Consider the following 25,901-nt stretch of genomic DNA (forward strand, 5'->3'; position numbering starts at 1 on the left):
GCTGATTCCGCCTGCACCGATGCTCGAATACGTTGAGGGCATTTGTGGCTCGGAGGGGGTCAACGCGGAGCCGGGCGTGCTGCCGATGGTGGTCCGTGCTGGCGGTGGTTCGGCACGCGACACACTTTCCTTGCTCGACCAGCTCATCGCCGGAACCGACGGCACGCAGATGGAGTATGAGCTCGCGACGCAGCTGCTCGGTTTCACTTCGGCGGGGCTTCTCAACGACGTGATCAGCGCATTCGCCTCCGGTGATGCTGCCGAGGCTTATGGTGCGGTGGATGCGGTGATCCAGTCCGGTCAGGACCCTCGCCGGTTCGTGGAGGACCTGCTGGAGCGTGTGCGGGACTTTATTATTGTGCGCGCACTGGGCGAGTCCTCGGGGTCGGTACTGCGCGGTGCGGCGCCCGAGGACCTGGAGCAAATGCGGCGGTCGGCCGGTCGCTTTTCACCGCAGGCACTGAGCCAGATGGCCGATGCCGTGAACGACACCCTGACTGAGATGAGCGGGGTTACCACCCCACGCGTGCAGCTTGAGCTGATGGTCGCGCGGATTCTGGTGGCGATGCGCGCGGAGTTTGGCGGTGGCTCGAGTGAGGTTGGCTCGGGCGAGGCGGCGTTGCCCTCAGGACCGGCGTCTCAGCCAGAGCAAGCTGCACCGCGGTCGACGGCTTCTCGAGCAGACACCAGGGCAACTGGCGCACCTCCTGCAGCGACGACACCGAGCACTGCAACGACACCGAGTGCTGCAACGACACCGCCGACCAATACGGCATCGAACGCTCCTGAACCTGCGCCTTCGAGCGCACCTTCCGGCCCCGCGGCCGGTAGCCCGGACGTGCCACAGCCTGCATCGCCGGCTAACCCCGCGGCAGACGCCGCAGCTGCATGGGATGCGGTTGCTCCGGCTGGCGGTGCAACTGCTCCGACACCGGCTGGGTTGGAATCGCAGGAGCGCGCATCCGTTTCGGCTGACGCCGCTGGTCGTCCAAATTCGTCAACAGCGCGTAGCTCGGTTGGTGACAACAATGACCGAGTCATGGCACCAGCTGATCCTGTTCGGCGGTCGACCACGACTGATGATGGCCAGCAGCCTTCCGCAGCGGACAGCGTCGGGTCTGACACACCGGTCTCATCGGGTGTTGACCCCGCGACGGTCGATCTCGGTCGCATCCGGGCTGCTTGGCCTGAGGTGATCGAGCAGGTTGCTCGAATCGGTCAGGCATCTGCCGCGGCCGTGGTCAAACAGGTCGAACCGATTGAGTACGAGGACGGTAAATTGCGGGTTGAACTGCCAAATCGCGGAACCTCAGAGCAACTCCGTCGCGGCAGCGAACAACAGAACGCACCGGGTCAGCACCTGAAGGCGGCGCTCCAGCAGGTCTTCGGTTTCGAGATCATGATCTATCCGCGAGTGCGCCGAGCGGATTCGCCCGCACCAAGCGAGCAGGGCGCACCGCCCGCTGATCCGGAGCGCCACCGAGCCGGATCCGGCCCGACGCCCCCAGCTGCTGCTGCAGCCACCTCGGCACCTGATTCGGCTTCGGCTGCTCCGGTACGGGGGACTGGCGCGGGACCGACGCCGGCTGCTGCAGCCCCCGACCTCACATCCCCGGTACCTTCCGAGCCTGCGTCGTCTGGCTCTTCCGGTCCCGCGTCACCTGCCTCCGACGAACGCACGTCGCCCGCCCCTTCCGAACCGACATCCCCCGCACCCGACGCGAAGGTCGCGACTTGGGATGTCGTGGCTATTCCTGGTTCGGAGGATGGGCCGGGATCCGGTTGGGACAAGTACGCGACCGAAACAAACGCATCACAGGGTGGCGCGACCGATCCCGGACCGGCACGGTCGGGCGTGGCCGAACCTGGAGCCTCAGTATCAGGAGCCACTGAACCTGGGACGGCAAGGTCTGGAATCACCCGACCTGGAACGGCACAAGACGGCGACCTCCACTCGGCAACGAGCACAACAGGTAGCAGCGGCGACCGCAGCACTAATTCCGTTCCCGCGGTGGCGTCATCCAGCGATTCTGCCAGCCAAGGTTCCGCTGCCGGCACGGCCCGAGTAGCGTCCCCGCAATCACAAGCTCCGGAACGCATCCCGGAAGTGATTGCCGCGAAGGAAGCAGCGGTGCTCAACCAGGCGCCAGGAGAAACAGCATCCGCGAACTCGACCGCAGCATCCACACCCAAGCTCGCACCGGTGCCGCCGCCGCGACATCCTGCGCTCGTGGGCGGAGTGGCACGATACGGCGAATCGGTGATTCGCGAACGGCTTGGCGCGCGGTTTGTCGGCGAGGAACTGATTGAAGAAGTGATGGCGGAGGCGCCGATGGATCCTGCGGATATTCCGCCGGACGACTTTGAGGCACCGCCGGAGGAGTACTAGATGTATGACGGAGTGGTCCAGGAACTGATTGACGAACTCGGTCGGTTGCCTGGCGTGGGGCCGAAGTCGGCTCAGCGGATTGCTTTTCACATTGTGCAGACGCAGACCTTTGACGTATCGCGGCTGGCCAAGGTGCTGTTGGAAGTGCGCGAACGCGTGCGGTTCTGCGAGCACTGCGGGAACGTTTCGGAGTCTGAGGTCTGCAATATTTGCAGTGACCCCGAACGTGACCGGACGCTGATCTGCGTGGTCGAGGAGCCCAAGGACGTCGCCGCGATTGAACGCACTCGCTCGTACGAGGGGCTGTACCACGTACTCGGGGGCGCGATTTCGCCGATTGATGGGATCGGGCCTGATCAGCTCAATATTCGGGGGCTCATGCCGCGGCTAGAAACCGGGGAGGTTGCCGAAGTAATTATTGCGACTGACCCGAACCTGGAAGGCGACGCCACTGCGAGCTACCTCTCTCGGCTCTTGGCTGCCGTTGGCGTCTCGGTGTCTCGGCTCGCGTCTGGCCTGCCGGTGGGTGGCGACTTGGAGTATGCGGATGAGGTTACCCTCGGCCGGGCATTTGCCGGTCGGCGGTTGATTGGGAGCTGATTGGGAGCTGATTGGGAGCTGTTGGCAGTTGAGCGGCCGCCGTTTGGCCGTAGTTCGGCTGCCGACTGGGAGCTGGATGGCGGTTGATTGCGCACCGGCTGCCGGGCTGAGCTGGGCTGCCAGAATTGGCGTGCCGGCGGTGCCAGGGGGTGTATGCACCTTATGGGGTTGCCGTATCCGCCAATAATGTGAGCGCGCACTGAACCTGCTTTGCTTGGCGTGTGGTTTGTCCTGGGAATGCTGCCAGAATTGGCGTGCCGGCGGTGCCAGGGGGTGTATGCACCTTATGGGGTTGCCGTATCCGCCAAAAATGTGAGCGCGCACTGAACCTGCTCCGTATGCACGGGTGGTCTGCCCATATCGCCGGACCCGCCCGCAAGTTTGGACTGCCCGGAATCCCGACCAGAACTTCTCAACCCTCACGCCGGGCTCGGTCACGCCGAGCCCTGGCTGCCTGGCGGTCGCGCACAGTGAAACGCCGGTGCGCGTCACGACGGATGATCGTCAAAATGTCCTGCCCCGCCTTATCCATTGAATACATCACATCCGAATAGGTAAGCCGGACGGGCATGTATCCGAGCGCAGCAAGTCTGCGGTCACGGAAACGATCCTTCCGCTGCTCGTCCCATCCGGCATGGTGCGCAAAGCTATCGATCTCGACGACGAGTGATTGGCCAATGAGAAAATCGACACGGCCCACTCCCGCGATTCTGACCTGCTGCACAAACTTGATGCGGTTACGCATGAGCCACAGTCTGAAAATTGTTTCGGTACCCGACTCGGAATGTTCGGACACCATCCCCAATACGGAAGCACCTTTCGCGCCAGCATGCTCAGCCACATGGCGCAGCGCCCGGAGGGATAACAGCTCGTTATTCAGCGCAGAATCGGCCAGCACTATTGCAGTATCGCGAGGACACATCAGCATCGACACCAAAAGCGCAGTTTCAACCGGGTCAACGCTTTTATTGACTCGCAGGTTTCGAATATTCGATAGCTCAACACCGACAAGATCTGGCTCACCGTTAATTTGAATGAGCCTGAGTCGGTTTCGTCGGTGCGTGCGTACGTGAATCGGTTGCTCAGGAGGAGTCCAGACTTTGTGAAGCTGTAGTGCCGCGGGGCCAGACAATACGCCGCCGGATTTCACGGCCCGCAAAACCGCTTGATTGGCTCCAGCGGATGCGTACCAACCGTGTCGGATCCGGGTGAGCGCCTGGTTCTTGAGCAGGTGACGGATCTGTGTTTGGGATGCGCAGGATTCGAGCAATTGCGCATAGCTGACGACGCCAAAATTGGCGCGAAGCAGTTCGTTGAGTTTGTCCACATGCGGGATTGGACACCAGACTGCGGGGTGGATGCTCGGGCGGCAGTTTGCGGTGTGGATAAGGGGATATTCACAGGGGAGACGTCAGACATTCGGTGGGTGGTGGGAGAGGAGTGGGCACTGTGAGCTGCGCTGGGCTGTGTTTGCCGTGCTGGGCTCGGTTCCCTGAAATTTTTGGCGTGCCAGAAGCCCCTTGAGGTGCATATACTCCCTGGGAACACTGGCACGCCAATTCTGGCAGCGGTGGCTAGGCAGCGGCGAAGCCGGCGGGGCAGGCAGAGCTGGCTCCTCCCGGACCGACCTGAACAGCTGGACGTGGCTGGCCAGTAAGTCAGCGCCGCTCCAGGGTGCTGCCGGAGTCTTGTTCCCTGAAATTTTTTGACGTGCCGGAAGCCCCTTGAGGTGCATATGCTCCCTGGGAATACCGGCACGCCAAATCTGGCAGCCTCGCAAACACAAGCCAGACGCCAGGCAGGACAGATTTGGTGTGCGCAGAGATTTTTGGTGGCTGTGGCGGCCCCATGAAGTGCGTATACCCCTTGGCGGCGCCGGCACGCCAATTCTGGCAGCGGTGGCCTGGCAGCGGTGGCCGGGCGAGGTGGCCGGCCGAAGCGGGTGAAGCTGGCAGCGGTGAAGCCGGCGGGGCCAGCAGGGCAAGCAGAGCTGTGCTGGCAGAGGCAGACAGGCGGGGCGGCGGTGACTGCGAACCGGGAGCCGACTAGACTTGCTCGAGGGCCGCATCCGTGTGCCCAGACCACCTACCGGGAGTGAGGGTTTGTGAGCCTCATCGTGCAGAAGTATGGCGGCTCTTCCGTCGCCGACGCCGAGAGTATTCGGCGGGTTGCAAAGAGAATTGTTGATACGAAGCGGGAGGGGCACGACGTCGTTGTCACGGTGTCCGCAATGGGGGACACCACCGACGATCTCGTCGACCTCGCGCAGCAGATCACACCGATTCCCGACCCCCGCGAATTCGACATGCTCGTCACCACCGGTGAGCGCATCTCGATGGCACTGCTCGCAATGGCCATCAAGTCCATTGGCTACGACGCCCGTTCATACACCGGCAGCCAGGCCGGCATGATTACCGACGCCAAGCACGGTGATGCCCGCATCGTTGATGTGACGCCGATCCGGGTGCGCGAAGCACTCGACGAAGGTGCCATCGCTATCGTCGCCGGGTTCCAGGGCTTCAACCGCGACACTCGCGACATCACCACGCTTGGTCGCGGCGGCTCTGATACCACGGCCGTGGCGCTCGCGGCGGCGCTCAAGGCAGACCGCTGCGAAATCTACAGCGATGTCGACGGCGTCTTCACCGCCGACCCGCGCATCGTTCCGCAGGCGAAAAAGCTCGACTATATTTCGAGCGAAGAAATGCTCGAACTTGCCGGTAGCGGCTCCAAGATTCTGCACATCCGTGCCGTTGAGTACGCTCGCCGGCAAGGCGTCACCCTGGTCGTCCGCTCGTCGTTTTCAAATGGGGCCGGCACCGTTGTTTACAACCCAAATTCCAAAGAGGAGGACCAAGTGGAAGAAGCCACCATTGCCGGTGTCGCCCACGACCTGAGCCAGGCGAAGATCACCGTGGTGGGGGTCCCGGATGTTCCGGGTTCGGCCGCGGCGCTCTTCAACATCGTGGCGCAGCAGGGCGCGAATATCGACATGATCGTGCAGAACGTGCAGACGCAGAATGACGGGGTCACCGACATTTCCTTCACGCTGCCCAAGACTTCGGCACAGACGGTATTGCGCGCGCTCGAAGCGCAGAAGGAAGAGCTCGACTACGAGTCCATTCGGTTCGACGACCAGATCGGCAAGGTGTCGCTCGTCGGCTCCGGGATGCGCACCAACATTGGTGTGTCGAAGACGCTCTTCGACGCGCTCTCTAAGGCGAGCATCAATATCGACATGATTTCAACCTCCGAGATCCGCATTTCGATTGTCACCCGCGCTGACCTGGTTCCGCGCGCCGCTCGCGCAATTCACACGGCATTCGGCCTTGATGGCGACTCAGAAGCTGTGGTCTACGCTGGCACGGGTCGCTAGCGTCACGCCCAAAGCGAACCGAGGGTATCCGCGGCCATCTCTGGCGCGGTACCCTTGAACATCACGCGCGAATGCGCATCCGAGCCACCGCTGATCCGTCGAAGGGTGGCCGCATCCCGCCCCGAAGGAGTTCCCCGAGTATGACTGCCCAGTTCACCGTTGCTGTTGTTGGTGCAACCGGCCAGGTAGGTGGCGTCATGCGCCGTCTGCTGGCAGAGCGCGAGTTCCCGATTGGGAAGATTCGGTTCTTTGCCTCGGCCCGTTCGGCCGGAAAGCAGCTCGAATTCAAGGGCGAGCAGATCACGGTGGAAGACACCGAGACGGCAAACCTCGAGGGTATCGACATTGCACTCTTCTCCGCCGGTGGCGCCACCTCGCGCGCGCAGGCAGAGAGGTTCGCCGCCGCTGGCGCGGTGGTCATCGACAACTCTTCCGCGTGGCGACTCGACCCCGAGGTGCCGCTCGTGGTCTCCGAAGTGAACCCCGCTGACATCGCGAATCGCCCCAAGGGCATCATCGCGAACCCGAACTGCACGACGATGGCCGCGATGCCCGTCCTGCAGCCGTTGCACGACACCGCGGGCCTCAAGCGCCTCGTGGTTTCGACCTTCCAGGCGACTTCGGGTTCCGGTCTCGCGGGTGCCCGCGAGCTTTCGGGTCAGATCCTTGCGGGCGCGGCCCAGGGTGAGGATGCGCTGCTCGAGCTCGTCGAGGATGGCTCGGCTGTCGAGCTCCCCGAGCCGCAGAAATACGTCCACCCCATTGCCTTCAACGTGGTCGCCCAGGCTGGCGACTTCGTGGATGATGGCAGCGGCGAGACTGACGAGGAACAGAAGCTCCGCAACGAGTCGCGCAAGATTCTGCACGCGCCTGACCTGCTCGTCGCCGGTACCTGTGTGCGCGTACCCGTGTTCACAGGCCACTCGCTCACGATTCACGCCGAGTTTGAGAAGGACATCACCCCGGAGCAGGCCACCGAGGTGCTCGCTGCCGCACCCGGCGTCGAACTCGTGGATGTACCGAGCCCGCTCCGGGCCGCCGGTGCCGACCCGAGCCTGGTTGGCCGCATCCGTACCGACCAGTCCGCGCCAGAGGGCAAGGGGCTCGTGCTGTTTGTCTCGAATGACAATCTGCGCAAGGGTGCCGCGCTCAACACCATCCAGCTTGCGGAGCTGGTGGCGAAGGAACTCAGCGCCGTAGCGGTTTAGTCGTGCGTAGGCGCAGTGCCGCAGCGGTGCGGGCACTGCGTCTACATAAGGCCAACGCACGCGCCGACATCACGCCGAACAAACCATAGGGAATGTTGTCCTAGACTGTTCGGGTGACGAATCCGAAGATTTATGACGCTGTCCTGATTGGTGGCGGTGTGATGTCGGCAACGCTGGCCACACTCCTCAATGAATTCGAGCCCGATTGGTCGATTAAGATCATCGAGCGCCTCGACGACGTGGCGCAGGAGTCTTCTGACCCGTGGAATAACGCCGGAACGGGCCACGCAGCCCTGTGCGAGTTGAACTACACGCCCGAAAAAGACGGCAAAATCAACATCACCAAGGCGCTCACCATTAATGAGCAGTTCCAGGTGTCGCGTCAGCTCTGGGCAACGCTCGTTGAGCGTGGCGATCTGCCCGAGCCAAAGAAGTTCATTAACCCGGTCCCGCACATGACCTTTGTGACCGGTGAAAAGAACGTCGACTTCCTCCGTCGCCGCTACGAGCTGCTCAAAGACCAGCCGCTTTTCGCGACGATGGAGTACTCGGAAGACCCCGCAAAGATTTTTGAGTGGGCACCTTCTCTAATGGTTGGCCGGGCGAAGGACGAAGTGGTCGCCGCAACCAATGTGCCACAGGGTACCGACATCAACTTTGGCGAGCTCACTCGTCAGCTCATCCAGAACTCGATCAACAAGGGTGCCGTGGTTCGTCTGGGTACCGAGGTGATCGACCTGCGCCAGCGCCCCGACAGCATTTGGCAGGTCGCCACCCAGGTGCGCAGCGGAGCCAACAAGGGCCAGCGGAACGTCACCCACGCACGGTTCGTGTTCGTCGGTGCCGGTGGTGGCGCGCTCAACCTGCTGCAGAAGTCAGGTATTGACGAGGTCAAGAGCTTCGGCGGTTTCCCTATTTCCGGGCAGTTCTTCCGCACCGACAACCCAGCGATCGTTGAACAGCACCAGGCCAAGGTGTACGCGATGGCCGCGGTGGGCGCCCCGCCGATGTCGGTGCCGCACCTCGACACCCGAGTCGTCAACGGCAAGAAGTCACTGCTCTTTGGCCCCTATGCGGGCTTCAACACGAAGTACCTCAAGCAGGGCTCCCTGCTCGACATGTTCAAGGCACTGCGCCTCGACAACATCCCCACCTACCTCGGCGTGGGCGCAACCAACCTGGATCTCGTGACCTACCTCGCGGGGCAGCTCGCCGCATCCGATGACAAGAAGTTCGAGGACCTCGCGGACTTCATGCCCGAGGCGAACAAGGAAGACTGGCGCCTCATCACCGCCGGTCAGCGCGTGCAGGTGATGAAGAAGGGCCCGGACGGCAAGGCCGTGTTGCAGATGGGTACCGAGGTGGTGTCGAAGGCTGACGGTACGATCGCGGGGCTGCTCGGTGCGTCCCCTGGCGCGTCGATTGCACCGGATGTACTGATCAAGCTCGCGCTGCGCTGCTTCCCCGAGAAGTCAGCGGAGTGGGAAGAAAAGATCAAGCAGCTTGTCCCGACGTATGGGCAGCTGCTCAACGAGGATGCGTCGTTGGCGAAGCAGGTCCAGAACGAGACCGCGCAGGTGCTTGGTCTCACGCTTGTCCCTTAGCTCTATGTTGAGGATGCTCGGCCTCACCTGGAGTGCGGCATGACGACTCCGTTTGTGGTCGGTATTGCGGGTGGCTCGGGCAGTGGCAAGACTGCGCTTGCCCGTTCCCTCGCGGAGCGGTTTGGCGAGGATGCGGCGCTCATCTTTCACGACAATTACTACTGTCGTCGGGATGAACTCAGCTGGGATGAGCGCGCGGGGATCAACTACGACGAACCCGCAGCCTTCGAGACCGCGCTGCTTGTCGAGCATCTTGACCGGTTGATCGCGGGCAATGCGGTGGACGTGCCGGTGTACAACTACGCCGAGCACAATCGCTCCGACGAGACGATCCGCACCGAGTCGCGGCCGATCATCCTGATCGAAGGCGTGCTCGTGCTGCACGAAGAAGCTTTGCGAAGCCGCTTCGATCTCAAACTGTTCGTTGAAACGGATGCCGATGTGCGCATCCTGCGCCGTATCAAACGCGATGTGCTCGAGCGGGGACGCACGATCGAATCGGTGGAGTCCCAGTATCTCGCGACGGTGAAACCGATGCACGAGCGGTACGTGGAGTCCTCGAAAACCTGGGCCGACATGATCATTCCCGAGGGTGGCTACAACCGAGTCGCCCTCGAGACGATCGCGGGCGGGCTCGTCGCGAATGTCGAGAACCTCGCAAAGCGCGGCTAATTGAAAAGGAACCGAACGTGGCCAAGCTGTACTTTCGCTATGGAGCGATGAACTCGGGCAAATCCACCGTGCTGCTGCAGACGGCGTTCAATTACGAAGAGCGCGGGCACAGGGTGCTGCTTGCGAAGCCCGTGATCGACACTAAGGGTGCCGACTCAATTGCCTCCCGTCTCGGGATGGAGCGACTCGTCGACTTCTTGATTGGCGAAGACGATGACCCTCGTGAGCAGTTTCATGCACTGATCGGCGATTCGCGGCTGTCATGTTTGCTTGTGGATGAGGCGCAATTCTTGAGTGCGGCGCAAGTCGATGCCCTGTTTCGGATCGCGGTGCTCGACGGGATTCCGGTGCTCTGCTACGGCATCCGGACCGATTTTCAGACGGTCGCGTTCCCCGGCTCTCGGCGCCTACTTGAGATCGCGCACTCGATCGAGGAACTCAAAACAATCTGTCGCTGCGGACGCAAAGCGATCATGAACGGTCGGGTTGTCGGCGGGAAGTTTATTTTTGACGGTGACCAAGTCGCGATTGACGGGCAGGATGTCACGTACGAGTCCCTGTGTGGGCAATGCTATTTGCGAGAGTCTGGTGGGCGGCTCGCGAGTGATGTGGTGCGCGGCTAGGGCGTTTCGGAGGCGAGGTTCGGGTCCCGGCGGTGCCTAGCGCCGCCGGATGCTCTCTGAAATCAGGTGCGCATGTTCGAGTAGCAGGCGTCCCAGCGTGGGACGACGCTCTGCCGCGAAGCGGGGCTCGATCCCAGTGAGACTGAGTGCCCACGCCGGTTGGCCAGCGGCGTCGAAGATCGCGGCGCCCATACCCCAGCTGCCTTCGACAATGAGCCCGGGGTTGACCGCGTATCCCGTTTGCCGGGTCTCGGCGATCTTTTCGTGAATCCGAGCGGGCGCGTGCTGCTCGCCGTATTCGGTTTCGAGTGCCGCGGTCTCAAGATAGCGGTCGATCCACCCGTCCTTCATAAACGAGAGGATTGCGATGCCCGCTGAAGCAACTCCGAGCGGAAATCGCTTGCCTTCATAGAGCACGAATGAGCGAATGGGGAAGCTGCCGTCGCTTCGCAACAGACAGACCGTCTCGTTCCCGCGTCGTGCGGAAAGAAAGGCGCTCTCACCCGTCGCGAAGGCCAACGCATCCACGTGCTCGCGCGCGGACTCGGTGATGTCGTAGCGTTCGGCGGCGACCGAGCCGATCAGGTAAATCTCTGGGCCGAGAAACCAAAGCCCAGTTCGCTGATCTCGGTCGACGAACCCCTGTTCGGTGAGTGACGCCAGAAGCCGATGCGCGGTCGGTCGGGAAAGCCCTGCCATGCGGGCGAGCACACTCGTGCCGGCGCCCTCGGGCATCGTCGTGCTGAGGGCTCGCAGTAGACCGGTGATTCGGCCAACCACTTGAGTTCCCGGTGTCGAGGAAGCACCCTTCGAAGCGTTCATAATATGGACGTTACACGAATGGTTGCTCATCTAGCGAGCAATAGTGTGCTGCGCGTTGTCCGTACTGCAGCCTTGGCATTAGGTTTGCCCGGAAGTGGTCGAGAAAAAGAGCGGTGACCACTAGACGGACAATGGAGCGATAATGAAGTCGAAACAATTTGCCAGCGCGGCGGAAGCGCTCTCGGATCTCGTGCACGACGGTATGACGATCGCGGTGGGTGGCTTTGGGCTCTGCGGCATCCCGAGCAATCTGATCAGCGCACTGCGCGACACCGGCGTGAAGGACCTGACGATCGTGTCCAACAACATGGGCGTTGACGGAAAAGGGCTCGGTCTACTCCTCGAAAACCGGCAGGTTTCGAAAGTGCTGTCCTCATACGTGGGCGAGAATAAGCTGTTTGCGCAGCAGTACCTTGATGGCGAACTCGAGGTCGAGTTTGTCCCACAGGGGACACTCGCCGAACGGCTGCGGGCGGGTGGTGCCGGCATCCCCGCGTTCTACGCACCGACCGGTGTCGGTACACCGATTGCCGAGGGCAAACCGGAAGCCGAATTCGATGGCCAACGAGTCATTCTGGAGCGGGGAATCGTTGCCGATCTCGCGCTCGTGCGTGCTCATACCTCGGATGCGGAAGGCAATCTCCGCTATCGCCTCACGGCCCGCAATTTCAACCCGCTCGTCGCAATGTCTGGGCTCACAACTCTGGTCGAGGCTGAACACCTCAGCGAGGACTTTCTCGACCCTGAGCGAATCGATACTCCAGGCGTGTTCGTGCAACGCATCGTGCCGGTGCTCAATCGCACGAAAGATATTGAACAGCGCACGGTCCGTGGCCGTGACGAGATGAAAGCAACGGTGTGACCATGTGGACTCGAGATGAAATGGCAGCCATCGCTGCGAGTGAGCTGGCAGATGGACAATACGTGAATCTCGGCATCGGGATGCCGACCCTCGTAGCAAATCACCTCCCCGAGGGTGTAAGCGTGAAACTGCAGAGTGAGAACGGCATCCTCGGCATGGGCCAGTTCCCGTACGAGGGAGAAGAGGATGCGGACCTCATCAACGCGGGGAAGCAAACCGTGACGCTCGTGCCGGGGGCTTCGATCTTCGATTCAGCGACCTCGTTCGGAATGATCCGTGGCGGACACGTGCAGACCGCGATCCTCGGCGCACTGCAGGTGGCCGGCAATGGCGATCTTGCGAATTGGACCATCCCCGGAAAACTCGTCAAAGGAATGGGCGGCGCGATGGATCTTGTCGCCGGCACTCCACGAGTGATCGTGATGACCGATCATGTTGCCAAGAACGGGACTCCCAAGATTGTCGCAGAGTGCGACCTGCCGCTCACCGGTGCTCAGGTGGTGGATCGCATCATCACCGATCGCGCGGTGTTCGATATCAGTGATGGGGAGCTGGTGCTCAAACGTATCGCACCGGGACACGACGAGGCAGAGCTTCGCGCGTGCACGGGTGCAGAATTCAGTGTCGAGCTGGAAGGACAGAACTTATGACCGCATTGATCGTGGGGTACGCACGGACCCCATTTACCAAGTTCACCGGGCAACTCGCGGCACAGCCCGCAACCACGCTCGGCGCCCACGCAGCCTCGGCGGCTTTGCGCAGGGCAGGCGTTGCCCCAGAGCAAGTAGATCAGCTCGTCGCGGGGCAGGTCTTGCAAGGCGGTGCGGGGCAAAACCCGGCGCGGCAAACCGCGGTCGGCGCAGGCATTCCTCTCACCGTGCCCGCGTTCACGCTCAATGCAGTGTGCTTATCCGGCGTCGAAGCGGTGTCGCAGGCCGTTCGACTCATTAATGCCTCCGAGGCGGATGTGGTCGTTGCGGTTGGGCAGGAATCAATGTCGCTCGCTCCGCATGTGATCTCAATGCGGGCCGGCACGAAATACGGCGAGGCCACACTCACCGACTCCGTGGACCATGACGGACTCACCGATGCCTTCGAACGCATTGCTATGGGCGAACTGACCGAGTCTTCGAACGGCCCATTAGGGCTCACCCGCGAGCAGCAGGATGCGTTCGCGGCCCGGTCACACGAGCGCGCCGCCGCATCCGAAGAGTTTTTTGCGGGCGAAATCGAGCCGTTCACGGTGACCTCGCGCCGCGGCGACAGCGTCGTGAGCGCCGATGACGGCATCCGCGCGGATACGACGACCGAATCGCTCGCGAAACTTCGACCGGCATTCGCGGCACAGGGAACGATCACGGCAGGCAATGCCTCGCAGATCACCGATGGTGCGGCCGCGGTCGTGATCGCGAGCGAAGCCGCAGTCGAGCGGCTCGGACTCAGCGCCCTCGCGCGCATTGAAGCCACCGCATTCGTGGCGGGGCCGGATGTGTCGCTGCAGAGCCAGCCCTCGAATGCGATTCGGGCGGCGCTCAAGAAGGTCTCCGCGGGCGTCGACGAGCTCAGTGCGGTGGAGATTAATGAGGCGTTCGCGGCAGTTGGCGTGCAGTCCGCTGCTGAGCTCGGGATCAACCCGGAAATCGTCAACCCACACGGTGGTGCGATCGCGCTCGGCCACCCCATCGGTGCCTCGGGCGCACGCATCGTAGGAACACTCGCGCGCCACCTCGCCGAAATCGGATCGGGATCGCTCGGCGCTGTGGGAATCTGCGGCGGCGGTGGGCAGGGGAGCGCTGTGTTGGTTCGAGCGCTGTGATGCTACTGAGCCACAGACCTAACGCAACCGCGGCGCTTCAATCGCGGGGCACGCATCCATAATCACGTCGAGACCCGCCGCCTTGGCGCGCTCCGCGGCTGCCTCATCAATCACCCCAAGCTGCAACCAGACCGCTTTCGCACCAACCTCGATGGCTTGGTCGACGATCGCACCAACTCGTTGCGAATTCACGAAGCAGTCGACCACATCCACCGGCTCCTGGATATCGGCGAGTCGTTGAAAGCCCGGCTCGCCGTGCACCGTTTCGCCCTTCTGGTTGACCGGAACAATGGTCATCCCAAGCTCGTCGCGCAGGAACTTCGAGACCCCCACCGCAGCTCGCGCCGGGTTATTCGACAGGCCGACCACCGCCCAGCGGGCCGGAGTGGTCAGGAGCCTGCGGATGACTTCAGGGTCATTGGAATGTGCCATCCCGTCACGCTAACAAGCGCACCCGAGAGACGCCGCCACAGAATCCCAGCTGACTACCATCCCTTGAACCAGGATGCGTGCATAGGCTGATCGGGTAAGCCCAGTGCGGGTGTCTAGGTGAAGGGGATTCTCATGGCCGAAAACGGCGAGCCACAGTTCGAACGAGTCGATGCCGAGAGCGTCCAAATCGAGGGCACGACACTGACCGTCGGGCGACTCGTGCATGCGCCGGCGTCCGTGATCTTTGCCATCTTGCAGGACCCCACCCAGCACGCCGAGCTCGACCCGAAGGAGATGAATCGCGCGCCGCAGTCGGATTCCTCCGACCCCATCACCGGTGTTGGCGATGAATTTACCCTCAATATGTACGCCGAATCGCAGGGTGGTGACTATCGAATTACCAATGTCGTGACGAAATTCGAGGAGGAAGTCACGATCGGTTGGCAGCCGCGAACTGAAGGCTATGACAAGCCATTCGGCCACCAGTGGACCTGGGATCTCGAACCCGAAGATGACGAATCGACTTATGTCACGCTGACTTACGACTGGGACGACATCACGAATGAAAAGTTCCTTGCAACTCAGAAGTTCCCGCTCTTCCCGATCGACTCCTTCAAAGCATCCGTCGCGGCGCTAGCCGAGCTGGTCGAAGACGAGAACGGCGATGACGATGAATTTGAGGAATTCTGAGTTGACCAGTGCCAATGTCAACGACGACCCCGACTTAGAAGGTAAGGATGCGCAGTCAGTGACTCTCGAAGGGCTCACCTTGTCGGTGAATCGGCTTGTGCAGGCGCCTGCATCCGAGATCTTCGCTATATTACGGAACCCCTTAAGGCACGCGGAACTTGACCCCAAGGGGATGAACCGCGCTCCGCAAGCGGATTCCTCAGACCTCATCGGGGCTTTGGGTGACGAGTTCACGCTGAATATGTTCGCGGAGTCCGAAGGTGGCGACTACGTGATGAAGAACATCGTCACGCGCTACGAGCGGGACTCCGCGATTGCTTGGAAGCCGCAAAGCGAACCGCGCGATATGCCGCTCGGCCAGCAGTGGACGTGGCTGGTTGAGGCCGTCGACGACGCCTCAACCTCGGTGACGCTGGTCTATGACTGGGAAGACATCACCGAGGAAGAGTGGCTCGCGAATAACACGTTCCCGCATTTCCCGATTGAGACGTTTACGGAATCGGTCGCGGCGCTCGCGTCGGCTGTTGAGCGCGCTTAGCGTCCGCAATTGCGCCGAGAGCGGTGAAAGAGATGATTGTGGACGCTAGCGTGCTTCCCGACTGGGTGAAGAGAACGAAGGCGGGAAGGCTGTGAACCACCGACTGCTCAGTTTGACTGAGCTGAATCAGCTCTCTTTCAGATCGCAAATCTCCGCTTTCTGATTCGAAATGGGGTCACCTCACAACATTCGCGGCCGGGCAGTGCTGCCTCGCACCAGGACCGGGGAATCGATAAGAGACTCAATGGGGTGTTTTGGGCTGTCCGAAATCCGAGTCACTGCAGTGCGAATGACGGCTTCTGCGAGCGCTAATGGGTCTTGATGAGCGGTCGTGAGGTCGATGAACGAAAGCTGCGATGACCGGATATTGTCATACCCCGTAATCGAGACTTCATTGGGAACAAGGATTCCGAGCCGGCGCAACTCTTGCATTGCTCCGTGCGCCGCTTGGTCATTGCTGCAGACAAGGGCAGTGGGCAGTGAACCGTGCGAATTGAGTAGCGACTGAGCCACCTTGGCCCCGGCCGTTTCCGTGTACCCATCGAGCATGTTGATAATCCGTTGGGTTAGCCCTGAAGAACGCATGCCCGCGCGGTAGCCTTCTAGTCGCGGTTTGGCTTCAAACATTTGCGGGCCATGCAGGTACACAATTTCTTTGTGCCCCAGCTCAGCGAGATGTTTGACGAGCCGAGCAATGCCTTCAGCTCCTTGGGATCGCACAGTGTCGAATCCGGATACCGAGAAGTCTCTGCCGACGACAACGATTGGAATTCCGAGGGCAGCTCTCTCAATGTCGGCTGGATTCGCAACTGGAGCGATAAGTACGATTGCCTCGCACGAATACCCAGCGAGCTCATCGATCGCGGCGAGTTCGGGATGTTGTTTAGTGGCGGTGGTAGTCACGACAGTGAACCCAGAGTCCTTTGCGGTGCCGTGCATCCATTGGATGATGTCGAGGTCGGCAAGGTGTTCTGGGCTGAAAACGACTCCAATGAGCTTGGTTGAAGCGCGTCTAAGCGTCTGCGCCGCCGTGTTGGGTCGATACCCCAAATGATCCGCGACTTCAAAAATGCGGCGGCGTGTCTCATCGCTGATGCCGGATTTTCCACGGAAGGCGATTCCGACTGCTTCGCGGGATACTCCGACTGCTGCTGCCACGTCAGCCATAGTGACGCGACGTTTCGTCGACTCCAAACCCATCGGTTTCCTTTGTCTGGGGGCTCTTGTACTAAGAGACTATCTTCGCGCACTTGTTTGCATCCGTTTCGTGCTCGGAGCGTTGATTCGAGGACGTTTGGGAGCGCCGAATTGGTGAGGGGGACGTGCGCACCGAGCTTTCCTCACTAATCGTTCGCATCGTGATGCGAACGCATCAAATAGATGACTTGCACGTGCAACTTGCACGTGCAATCATGGACCCAGTCGAGCTGCTATCCGATGTGACGTCGCGCTTGACTGCATCGACCATGCAAGAACGCAAAGGAGCGTCCATGTCCCATAAACGACCGATCTCAACAACTACAAATATTCTTCTTCCGCCGTTGGGAAAGGGCGCCTATAACCGAAGGCTTGGATGGGTTGCGGTGATTGCAACGTTCGGTGGCCTGCTATTCGGTTATGACACCGGAGTGCTCAATGGAGCGCTTTCGTTCATGTCCGACTATTTCGGTCTGAGCGCGTCACAAGAAGGGCTCATCACATTCACCCTCCTAATCGGTGCCGCGATTGGTGCCTTTGTAGGCGGACGAATTTCGGATGCTATTGGCCGACGGAAATTCATTCTTGTCCTCGCAATCCTGTTCTTCGTCGGGGCAGTCGGCTGCGTTATCGCTCCAAACTTGGAAGTGCTTCTCGTGTTCCGAGTCGTGCTCGGTCTAGCGGTTGGTGGAGCTTCGGTGACCGTCCCTGTGTTCCTCGCTGAAGTCTCACCTTTCGAGCGTCGTGGGTCGCTCGTGTCACTGAATGAGTTGATGATCGTCGGGGGCCAGTTCTTAGCTTTTCTCTTCAACGCAATCATTGGCAATATTTGGGGTGCCCATGGTGAGGTGTGGCGCTACATGCTGGCTATTGCGATTCTGCCGGCGATCGTGCTTTTCTTCGGCATGCTCCGAATGCCGGAAAGTCCCCGCTGGCTCATGGCACAGGGGCGACGTGAGGAAGCGCTTACAGTCTTGAAAACTATGCGCAGTCCGGAACGCGCGGAAGCGGAACTGGATGAGATCGAAGTGCTCGTTGACAACGAACTGAAACAGAAAACCATCACATGGAGTGAAATCTTCAAGACGCGTTGGCTGCGACGATTGCTGTTCATCGGCGTTGGGTTGGGCATGGCACAGCAGCTCACAGGTATTAACTCCATGATGTACTACGGCACGCAGGTGCTTGAACAGGCGGGCTTCTCGCGCGACTCGGCACTGACCTTCAACGTGCTGAACGGTGTAATTAACGTGACGGCGACACTCGTCGCAATCGCAATCGTCAACCGCATCAATCGGCGCACACTGCTCATTGTCGGTTTCAGCGGGCTCATAACTGCCCACTTGCTTACGGGCATTGTTGGAAACTTTATGCCGGAGGACAACCCCGCTCGGCCGTGGCTGCTGCTCGTCTGTATCCTGGCGTTCATCTTCATGATGTCAGGGTCGATTGGTGCGCTGGCGTGGCTGATGGTCTCCGAGCTCTTCCCTCTCGAGGCGCGTGGGCGCATGATCGGCGCAACCGTGCTCATGCTGTGGCTAACGAATGCCGTCGTCTCGTATTTCTTCCCAATTTTGATCGAAGCACTCGGCTTCGGCACCTTCTGGGTTTTCGCGGCCATCGGAGTTCTGTCGTTGATCTTTATAGTCACCAGCGTGCCAGAGACCCGCGGTCGCACACTCGAGCATCTTGAAGAAAAGTTCCGAGCCCAGTGGGGCGAGTAAGTCCCGTCCGGGAACAGATTACTAAGGAGTATCAGTGAGCAAGAATCTGTCGAAGCAAACACCTCGAATTGCGATCGTTGGAAGCGGTCCGTCGGGATGCTACATGGCACAGTTTCTTCGTAAGCATTGGGATAACGCGAGCATCACAATCTATGACCGCGATGAACATCCCTATGGGTTGATGCGCTACGGGGTTGCCCCGGACCACCTGGGTACTAAGGGCATCGCAAAGCAGTTCGACCGCCTATTTGAACGTGAAGGAGTCCGGTTCATTGGTAGTACTGAGGTAGGCCAAGACTTATCCATGGACGAACTGCGAACGCAGAACGACGTAGTTGTACTTGCCACGGGTTTGTGGGGGGATCGCTTGGTCGACGGCTTCCACCGCGAAAACGGATCTCCGCAGCTGCCCGGAATATACGGGTCCGGTGAGCTGACTCGAATGATCAATGGACACCCGCACCGTGACGCAGCATCCATCCGTATCGGAAAGCAAACGATAATTGTCGGGAACGGGAACGTCGCGATCGACCTGGTACGGCTGATACTTCTTCCTCCGGAGAAACTCGCAGAGTTGGGCGTGCCAGGGGACGCGATTGATGCACTCAGCGCCGATGGTCCGGTTGAGCGAATCGATGTCGTCGGCCGTTCAGTCGCGCAGCACGTAAAGTTCGACGTGGCGATGTTACGCGAACTCAGCAATATCCCTGACGTGCGTTTCGTAATCCACGAAGACGAATTGGAACAGGAATCTGCGAATGACGACTCCCAAGAAAAACTAGACGTACTGCACGAGGTTTCCAATCCAGTCAGCGCGGGATCGCGAGAGGTGCATTTCCGCTTCGGCTGGACACCTGACCGATTGCTTGGAACTGAGCGTCTCGCGGGGGCAGTTTTCCGCGACACGGGTGGCACACGTGGAGAACTGTCGCTCGAGGCTGACTCTGTTTGCACTGCAGTCGGCTTCACTGAAGTGAAGACCGATGCACTGCTACGACGTTCGTTCGAAGGCGAGGACACCGATATCAGCGCCGGTGTGTTGGCCGACGGACTCTACTGTGTCGGGTGGTTGCGTCGAGGTCCGGTGGGGACGATCCCTGCCAACCGAGCCGATGCTCGGACAGTCGCGAATCGCATCATTGCAGACGTCGACTCTGGTGCAATTCGGGTCGACACAAGCGGAACCAAGGAATCCGATTTCGCGCTCCCGCAAGATCTTGCGTCGACGGACTTGCTGACAGCGGAAATAGAAGAGTATCTCGGTGAGACTCGACCAACCCGTGAAGTCGTCTTGCTCTACGGAACCGAATCAGGCAACGCGGAGACAGTTGCTGATGTCCTTGTTGAGGAGTTTTCGGATGAGTTCATGATCCGGGCTGTCGACATGACCGACGCAACGATCGCAGATCTGAGCCCAGACCACCTCGCACTCGTCATTTGCTCAACTCACGGCGAAGGGGCACTGCCGTCGAGTGCGGTTCCATTTACCGAACTTCTGGATGCTGAGGCGCCCGATCTTACGAATGTCCGCTACGCCATGTTTGGCATGGGGGACAGCTCATACGAGCTCTACAGCCGCGGTAGCGAGCACATCGACGATCGCCTTTCTCGCCTCGGTGGGACGAGGATGGGAGAGTACGGGCGACATGATGCAGTGGACGGCACACTTCCGAACGACCAAGCGATCAGATGGGGTCGTGGTGTGCTCGAGGCGGAACTGGCGGGTACCTTGAAAGAAGCAGAAGCAAAGGTGCTCGTACACACAACGGGTGCTGATCCGGTCGCACCATCTCGAACCGTGGCCGACCCTGTCGACCAGACCCACCCCACACAGGTCAAGGCCTCCGTCGCAAAAACAGTGGGGCGTGCAGGTAGCAGCCGGATCCCTGCCGATCTGACGTTGCACTACGATCCGTTTTCGTACGCTGACTACGACTATCCGTACGATCTGTTCAAGCGACTCCGTGATGAGGCTCCGGTCTACTACAACGAAGAGCGAGACATCTTCATTATCTCGCGTTACCGCGACGTTCGCGCCTGCTTTGCCGATACCAAGCGGTTCTCGAGTGCCAGAGGTAATGACATCGACGGCACTCACGAGTCCATCGGGCAGGGGTTCCTCGTGACCGTGGATCCACCCCGTCATACCGCACTCCGGGCGGCGATTCGCCGTACATTTTCTGCCAAGGAGATTCTCGCGAAGGAAGATGGCACGCGCGAATATGTGCGTTCGTTGCTTGAACCGTTCTGGGAACAAGGTGGAGGGGATTTCACCGCCGAAGTTGGTTTCCCAGCCGGCGTCGGAATGGCGGTCATGCTGCTGGGACGACCGTTGAGCGATGTACCCGCATTCGTGGACCATATCGAGCGAGAACTCGTACGAGTCGTAGGTGCACCTGGCGTCCCCGAAGACGCCAATGTCGCCGTCGTCGAAACCGAAGAAATGATTGCCGAGCGTTTCGCGGAGCGCAACGCCGAGATCGACGCCGGTATCAACCCCACGGGAACTGACGCCATGACACAGATTATTCTTGCGGTGCACGCTGGCAAGGTGATGCCCGAGGAACAAGTCGGTCTCGCACATCTGGTGCTCGCTGCAGCGAGCGACGCGCCTGCCGCGTTTCTGAGCCAAGTCATCATGTTGCTAGATCGATTCCCAAACCTGCAGCCATTCCTTCATGACAACCCAGACATGATCCCGGCCTTCGTCGAAGAGAGCCTTCGGTACGACACACCAGCTCAAAACGCTTCCCGGCAGACTCTCGAGGACGTGGAGATTGCCGGAACCGTGATTCCTGCGAATTCGCGCGTGACTCTGCTCCAAGGATCGGCGAACCGTGACGAGCGGGTCTACGACAATCCGGATGAGTTCGATATCACCCGGGAGATCACTCCAGCAAATCGGATCATGTCATTCGGAGAGGGCACGCACTCTTGTATGGGAGCCCCGTTTATCAGGCTTACGGCGCGAGTGCTCGTCGAAGAAATCGTAAAAGGTCCCGAAGTCCGCATTGTCGGATTGCCCGAACGGTTCTCGAAACAACTCATTCGCGGGTTCGCGAAGCTTCCCGTGAGGTTTAAATCATGATCCCTTCGAAAATCGCCGTCGCGGATGGCTCCATCCGACTCAACTGGGCGGTGCGTCAAAGCTTCCTCAACTATGTTGAGAGGCTCCCAGATGGCTCCATTCGAGCGGAAGACGGTGCTCGGCGAACGCGTTCGGGTTTCGTGCTTTGTGGTCGCAGGGAAGGGGAAAACCGTTTCGAATTCGACGGCACACTTCGTTTCTCTGGGTATTCCGGCATCCTGAACGTTGAAATGCGTAATCTCTGCGTCGAGTGGTCCGTCGACGGAGGGGAACTCTCGGCAGCCGTAGCGAGATCGCGATACACGCTAGTCCGCTTCACCGATTTCAACTCTGATCTCGACGAAATCCTGCATTCCGAGGACGTCTCGCTCACTGATGACGGTGCAGCCATTCTTGGCGACGTGTATGCCCCGGGAGCCCCGGCGGCTCCCATCCGCATTTCATCCGCACCTTGAATATCTGAATACAAACAGGAAGGCACAACATGCAGTACCGCGACTTTGGGAGAACTGGTTGGAAGGTCAGCGAGATATCATTCGGGGCCTGGCAACTCGGTGGTCAATGGGGTCATGTCGACGATCAAGCCTCCATCCAAGCGCTTCTTGAAGCGTACGAACGAGGGATCAATTTTGTCGACACGGCTGAACTCTATGGATCCGGTCACAGCGAAGAAGTGATCGGTGAGTCCCTTCGTCAATGGACTGGGGACAAGATCTACGTGGCGACGAAGACACAGCCGATTCGGTGGCCTTCGCCAGATGACGACGCTCCGCAGATGCGTGGCCGCTACCCTGCTTGGTATCTGCGCGAGAATGTGGATGCTTCGCTTAAACGCCTCGGGGCTGAGAGGTTGGATTTGCTGCAGCTGCACTGCTGGTTGCGGTCGGGGCTGAGTGATCTGGATTGGCTTGAGACCTTGAACGAGCTGCGTACCGAAGGCAAGATCGACAAGATCGGAGTCTCGATCCGCGACTATCGTCCCGACGAAGGCGTGCAACTAGCGGAGCTCGGACTTGTCGACTCGATTCAAGTGATCTTCAACATGTTTGAGCAAAGGCCGGCTAAAGAGCTATTCCCCGCGGCGGGGAAGACCAAGACTGCCATCATTGACCGGGTCGCATTCGACTCGGGATCGCTCTCTGGGCTGTGGACGCCGCAGACCTACAATTCTTGGGAAGAAGGCTCGCAGCAAAAAGAAATGTTTCGAGGTGAGCGGTTTACCGAAACACTGGAGCGGGTCGAGGCGCTGAAAAAACTTGTCGCCCCGTACTACGCGACGTTGGCCGAAGCTGCGATCAAATATGTTCTCTCGTCACGTGAAGTGTCGACCGTAATCGCGGGTATGAGCCGTTCGCGTAATATCGCGCGCAACGTGGGGTATTCCGATGGAGAGCTCTTCCCGGAGGAATTACGGCAGCAGCTTGCTGAGCACGAGTGGACCAGGAACTACTACAAATGACGCCATTTGAAGAAGTGCGCGCGGAGTTACTTAGCCCTGATGAGTTGGATACACGGGTTGCCGAGTCGGGGATCGCCTATTTGCCGCTGGGAACCCTCGAGTTCCATGGCCCGCATTTGCCGATCGGATTGGATGCCTTCACCGGGCACGGGGTATGTGTCACTGCAGCCCAGCGTAGTGGGGGAATCGTATTGCCATCGGTCTATCAAGGCTTTGGTGGTGGCCATGGACGGTACCCCTGGACGATCATGATGCCTGGTGGTGAGGGGATACGAACGCACTTGCGCGCGACCCTCATCAGGTTAGAGGAGTTCGGGGTACGTGTCGCAGTTATTTTCAGCGGGCATTTTGCCCCCGAACAGCTCGAGATGATCGACGCGCTTGCAGCGGAGTGGAATGGTGAGGGCGCACATGAGCTGACAGTGGTGGCGACTGCGATTAATCGGTGCCCGTCATCACCGTTGCCTCCCGATCACGCTGGACGGTTTGAGACGACCATGCTTGCTGGAATCGCTCCCGATCTGGTGCATATTGACCGGCTACCTGCTCTTGCACAGGCTTCAGCAGAGGACTCCGCGGGAGATGAATATGGTGACCATCGTCACGATCCGGGGCACCCTATTTGGGGCGTTTTCGGGCCGGACCCGCGTGAGTCGGTTCTGTCGGAAGGATCCGATCTGCTCGCTCACTTCGGTGAATGGCTCGCGGAAATCGCTGCTGGTGGAGTGCAGTCACTGGCGCGCTGACGCATCCAAGTCATCCCGGTTGTCGCGCACCTCTTGCAGGGCTTTGCACCACACCTATCGCAAAACCGCGGGATATACTCCTCGGCCAGCAGCGGACGTGGCTCCTGGAGGAGGTGGATGCTGCATCCACCTCCGTCACGCTGGTCTACGACTGGGAAGATACTACTGAGGAAGAGTGGCTCAGAGAGAATACGTTCCCGCACTTTCCGATTGAAACGTTTACCGGCTTGGTTGCAGCGCTTGCGGCGACTGTTGAGCGCGGCGATCGCGGGAGCGGTTGAACTAAAGCGAACAATCCCCGACGCAGCACGAAAGCCGGGTACCCCGCACGCGCCGGGGCTGCTTTAGGAGCAAAGGCGTGCGTGAGGTACCCGGATGAATGAGCTAGAGCGCGCTTAGCGGCTGCCGGTACGCGTGCGCTGCGATGAGCGGTTTGCGCTACGAGGCTGGCCCTGCGAAGTGCTTTGGCCGCCGCCCTGGCGCGGGGCACCCTGACGCGATGCTGCACCTTGACGAGAGCCTGCACCCTGTCGCGTCGACTGACCACGCTGGCCCGCTCGGCCACCGGAGTTCGCGCCACCCTGTGCACCACCGCCGTGTCCGCCGCCACCCTGACCGCGCGCAGCACGCTTCCGACGAGCATTCGCACCGTTCGACTTACCGGGTGCCTGCTGCACTGGTTCGTTGCCAACACAGGGCCCACCTGGAACCGGCGCCACGTGCGGTGCCTGTTCGCCAACGAGCTCGAGCACAAAGTCCGAGTCGGCATGTGCGGGACGTGGCGATACCGAGATCTGCGCGCGACGCAGCAGCTGCTTCGTGTCCTGACGCTGCTCGGGAAGCATGATCGTCACCACATCACCTTCTGCACCCGCGCGAGCGGTGCGGCCGGAACGGTGCAGGTACGCCTTGTGCTCAGCGGGCGGGTCCACGTGCACCACGAGCTCGATGCCGTCAACGTGCACACCGCGCGCCGCAACGTCGGTCGCTACCAGTACCCGAACATCCCCGCTCGAGAACGCCGCGAGGTTGCGGTCACGCGCGTTCTGCGAGAGATTCCCGTGCAGGTCAACTGCCGGAATTCCCGCCGCAGTGAGCTGTCGGGCGAGCTTCTTCGACTGGTGCTTCGTGCGCATGAACAGGATGCGTCGGCCGGTACCACTTGCAAGGGTACGAACGAGCTTCGTCTTCGCGGAAGCGCTCTCTGCCTCGTAAACATGGTGTGTCATCGCTGCGACGGGGGAGTTCGCTTCGTCGACCGAGTGCACGATCGGGTTCTTGAGGAAGCGCTTGACGAGCTTGTCCACGCCGTTGTCGAGCGTTGCCGAGAACAGCAGACGCTGACGACCCACGGGGGTCGCGTTCAGGATGCGCGTGACGACGGGTAGGAAGCCCAGGTCAGCCATGTGGTCGGCTTCGTCGAGCACGGTGACCTCGATGTCGTGAAGGTCGGCGATGCCCTGCTTCATGAGGTCATCGAGTCGGCCGGGGCAGGCCACGACAATATCCACGCCTTCGCGGAAAGCGCGCTCTTGCGGGCCCTGCTTCACGCCGCCGAAAACGGTGGTGACACTGAGCCCCTCGGCTTGCGCTAGCGGAGTGATGACGTTCGCAACCTGAGTTGCGAGCTCACGGGTGGGGAGCAGCACGAGGCCCTTAGGACGACGGCCGGAAGCCTTGGAACGGGTTAGTTGCCCGACTCGAGCAACGAGTGGAATTGAGAATGCCAGAGTCTTGCCCGAACCAGTCTTACCGCGGCCGAGCACATCCTTGCCCGCGAGGGTGCTGGGCAGTGTGGCCTGTTGGATCGGAAAGGCGCTGGTCTTGTCGAGTGAGTGGAGCACCTCGACGAGGTGCGATGGAACGCCAAGATCGGCGAAAGAAGTAGTTTTGGACGCTGCAATAGTTGACGTCATAAAAGCGAAAATGCCCTTCATCGTGCACGCAACGAACATGCAGTCCGGTGGACTGATCCCTGCGGCAACGGTGTGGGTGACTCCAGAGGGAGTTACCCGTCGGCACTGTTGATGAGAGCGCGCCTCGGCGATGCAATGG

General features: G+C 60.4%; 22 protein-coding genes. 17 read left to right on the forward strand and 5 right to left on the reverse strand.

Going from position 1 to position 25,901, the window contains the following annotated elements; genetic code table 11:
* Together ACTHXA_RS13300 and recR are read left to right on the forward strand one after the other, a co-directional pair.
* A partial coding sequence (locus tag ACTHXA_RS13300) for a hypothetical protein (protein WP_441673167.1) occupies window positions 1-2,389 on the forward strand: 2,389 nt, incomplete at its 5' end.
* Window positions 2,390-2,989 carry a recombination mediator RecR gene (gene recR / locus ACTHXA_RS13305; protein WP_441673169.1) on the forward strand — a complete coding sequence of 200 codons (600 nt, stop codon included), beginning with the start codon at window positions 2,390-2,392 and terminating at the stop codon, window positions 2,987-2,989. It abuts the gene before it with no gap.
* Window positions 2,990-3,401: 412 nt separating this feature from the next.
* Here the strand turns inward: recR and ACTHXA_RS13310 are convergent, their stop codons facing one another.
* A complete protein-coding gene (locus ACTHXA_RS13310; RefSeq protein ID WP_441673171.1) occupies window positions 3,402-4,316 on the reverse strand; it encodes a DUF559 domain-containing protein in 915 nt (304 codons plus the stop codon).
* Between the two features lie 777 nt (window positions 4,317-5,093).
* Here ACTHXA_RS13310 and ACTHXA_RS13315 point away from each other — a divergent pair.
* The 5 genes from ACTHXA_RS13315 to ACTHXA_RS13335 all read left to right on the forward strand — a co-directional run bounded on the left by ACTHXA_RS13315 (window position 5,094) and on the right by ACTHXA_RS13335 (window position 10,472).
* On the forward strand, window positions 5,094-6,365 hold the full coding sequence (locus ACTHXA_RS13315; protein WP_441673173.1) for an aspartate kinase: 1,272 nt from the start codon (window positions 5,094-5,096) through the stop codon (window positions 6,363-6,365).
* A gap of 140 nt (window positions 6,366-6,505) precedes the next feature.
* On the forward strand, window positions 6,506-7,573 hold the full coding sequence (locus ACTHXA_RS13320) for an aspartate-semialdehyde dehydrogenase (protein ID WP_441673175.1): 1,068 nt from the start codon (window positions 6,506-6,508) through the stop codon (window positions 7,571-7,573).
* Between the two features lie 113 nt (window positions 7,574-7,686).
* Entirely contained in the window at window positions 7,687-9,177 is a 1,491-nt protein-coding gene (gene mqo / locus ACTHXA_RS13325) for a malate dehydrogenase (quinone) (RefSeq protein ID WP_441673177.1), read from the forward strand.
* A 39-nt stretch (window positions 9,178-9,216) separates the two neighbouring features.
* Window positions 9,217-9,849, forward strand: a complete 633-nt coding sequence (udk, locus tag ACTHXA_RS13330; protein WP_441673179.1) for a uridine kinase — start codon at window positions 9,217-9,219, stop codon at window positions 9,847-9,849.
* Between the two features lie 17 nt (window positions 9,850-9,866).
* Window positions 9,867-10,472 (forward strand): thymidine kinase, encoded by a 606-nt coding sequence (locus ACTHXA_RS13335; protein ID WP_441673181.1) that lies wholly within the window; start codon window positions 9,867-9,869, stop codon window positions 10,470-10,472.
* A gap of 36 nt (window positions 10,473-10,508) precedes the next feature.
* On the opposite strand, the gene ACTHXA_RS13340 is transcribed toward ACTHXA_RS13335, so the two are convergent.
* Window positions 10,509-11,294, reverse strand: a complete 786-nt coding sequence (locus ACTHXA_RS13340; protein WP_441673183.1) for an IclR family transcriptional regulator — start codon at window positions 11,292-11,294, stop codon at window positions 10,509-10,511.
* Window positions 11,295-11,436: 142 nt separating this feature from the next.
* Here ACTHXA_RS13340 and ACTHXA_RS13345 point away from each other — a divergent pair, with 142 nt between their 5' ends.
* From ACTHXA_RS13345 to ACTHXA_RS13355, 3 genes are read left to right on the forward strand one after another with little or no spacing between them, the layout of a single operon-like run.
* Window positions 11,437-12,156 (forward strand): CoA transferase subunit A, encoded by a 720-nt coding sequence (locus ACTHXA_RS13345; RefSeq protein ID WP_441673185.1) that lies wholly within the window; start codon window positions 11,437-11,439, stop codon window positions 12,154-12,156.
* A 2-nt stretch (window positions 12,157-12,158) separates the two neighbouring features.
* Window positions 12,159-12,806, forward strand: coding sequence for a CoA transferase subunit B (locus tag ACTHXA_RS13350; RefSeq protein ID WP_441673187.1), 648 nt, complete (start codon window positions 12,159-12,161; stop codon window positions 12,804-12,806).
* Window positions 12,803-13,972 carry an acetyl-CoA C-acyltransferase gene (locus tag ACTHXA_RS13355; protein WP_441673189.1) on the forward strand — a complete coding sequence of 390 codons (1,170 nt, stop codon included), beginning with the start codon at window positions 12,803-12,805 and terminating at the stop codon, window positions 13,970-13,972. The genes ACTHXA_RS13350 and ACTHXA_RS13355 overlap by 4 nt, the downstream gene beginning before the upstream one ends.
* An 18-nt stretch (window positions 13,973-13,990) precedes the next feature.
* Here ACTHXA_RS13355 and ACTHXA_RS13360 read toward each other — a convergent pair whose 3' ends face one another.
* A complete protein-coding gene (locus tag ACTHXA_RS13360) occupies window positions 13,991-14,404 on the reverse strand; it encodes a CoA-binding protein (protein ID WP_441673191.1) in 414 nt (137 codons plus the stop codon).
* Window positions 14,405-14,536: 132 nt separating this feature from the next.
* Here ACTHXA_RS13360 and ACTHXA_RS13365 point away from each other — a divergent pair, with 132 nt between their 5' ends.
* Together ACTHXA_RS13365 and ACTHXA_RS13370 are read left to right on the forward strand one after the other, a co-directional pair.
* On the forward strand, window positions 14,537-15,094 hold the full coding sequence (locus tag ACTHXA_RS13365) for a polyketide cyclase (protein ID WP_441673193.1): 558 nt from the start codon (window positions 14,537-14,539) through the stop codon (window positions 15,092-15,094).
* A gap of 1 nt (window position 15,095) precedes the next feature.
* Window positions 15,096-15,632 (forward strand): polyketide cyclase, encoded by a 537-nt coding sequence (locus ACTHXA_RS13370; protein ID WP_441673195.1) that lies wholly within the window; start codon window positions 15,096-15,098, stop codon window positions 15,630-15,632.
* A gap of 180 nt (window positions 15,633-15,812) precedes the next feature.
* On the opposite strand, the gene ACTHXA_RS13375 is transcribed toward ACTHXA_RS13370, so the two are convergent.
* On the reverse strand, window positions 15,813-16,832 hold the full coding sequence (locus ACTHXA_RS13375; RefSeq protein WP_441673197.1) for a LacI family DNA-binding transcriptional regulator: 1,020 nt from the start codon (window positions 16,830-16,832) through the stop codon (window positions 15,813-15,815).
* Between the two features lie 290 nt (window positions 16,833-17,122).
* Between ACTHXA_RS13375 and ACTHXA_RS13380 the strand changes: the two genes are divergently transcribed.
* The 5 genes from ACTHXA_RS13380 to ACTHXA_RS13400 are packed head-to-tail and all read left to right on the forward strand — an operon-like array spanning window position 17,123 to window position 23,846.
* The gene (locus ACTHXA_RS13380; RefSeq protein WP_441673199.1) at window positions 17,123-18,553 is read left to right on the forward strand and encodes a sugar porter family MFS transporter; all 1,431 of its coding nucleotides are present in this window, start codon (window positions 17,123-17,125) and stop codon (window positions 18,551-18,553) included.
* Window positions 18,554-18,587: 34 nt separating this feature from the next.
* Window positions 18,588-21,641 carry a cytochrome P450 gene (locus ACTHXA_RS13385; RefSeq protein ID WP_441673201.1) on the forward strand — a complete coding sequence of 1,018 codons (3,054 nt, stop codon included), beginning with the start codon at window positions 18,588-18,590 and terminating at the stop codon, window positions 21,639-21,641.
* Window positions 21,638-22,096: an HtaA domain-containing protein gene (locus ACTHXA_RS13390; RefSeq protein WP_441673203.1), complete on the forward strand. Its 459-nt coding sequence runs from the start codon at window positions 21,638-21,640 to the stop codon at window positions 22,094-22,096. Before ACTHXA_RS13385 ends, ACTHXA_RS13390 begins: the two co-directional genes overlap by 4 nt.
* 29 nt (window positions 22,097-22,125) lie before the next feature.
* Window positions 22,126-23,100: an aldo/keto reductase gene (locus tag ACTHXA_RS13395; protein WP_441673205.1), complete on the forward strand. Its 975-nt coding sequence runs from the start codon at window positions 22,126-22,128 to the stop codon at window positions 23,098-23,100.
* The gene (locus ACTHXA_RS13400; protein ID WP_441673207.1) at window positions 23,097-23,846 is read left to right on the forward strand and encodes a creatininase family protein; all 750 of its coding nucleotides are present in this window, start codon (window positions 23,097-23,099) and stop codon (window positions 23,844-23,846) included. Before ACTHXA_RS13395 ends, ACTHXA_RS13400 begins: the two co-directional genes overlap by 4 nt.
* A 395-nt stretch (window positions 23,847-24,241) precedes the next feature.
* Here the strand turns inward: ACTHXA_RS13400 and ACTHXA_RS13405 are convergent, their stop codons facing one another.
* Window positions 24,242-25,762, reverse strand: a complete 1,521-nt coding sequence (locus ACTHXA_RS13405; RefSeq protein WP_441673209.1) for a DEAD/DEAH box helicase — start codon at window positions 25,760-25,762, stop codon at window positions 24,242-24,244.
* Between the last annotated feature and the right edge of the window lie 139 nt (window positions 25,763-25,901).

Origin of the sequence: Gulosibacter sp. (assembly GCF_052090685.1) — a bacterium.
GTDB lineage: Bacteria > Actinomycetota > Actinomycetes > Actinomycetales > Microbacteriaceae > Gulosibacter.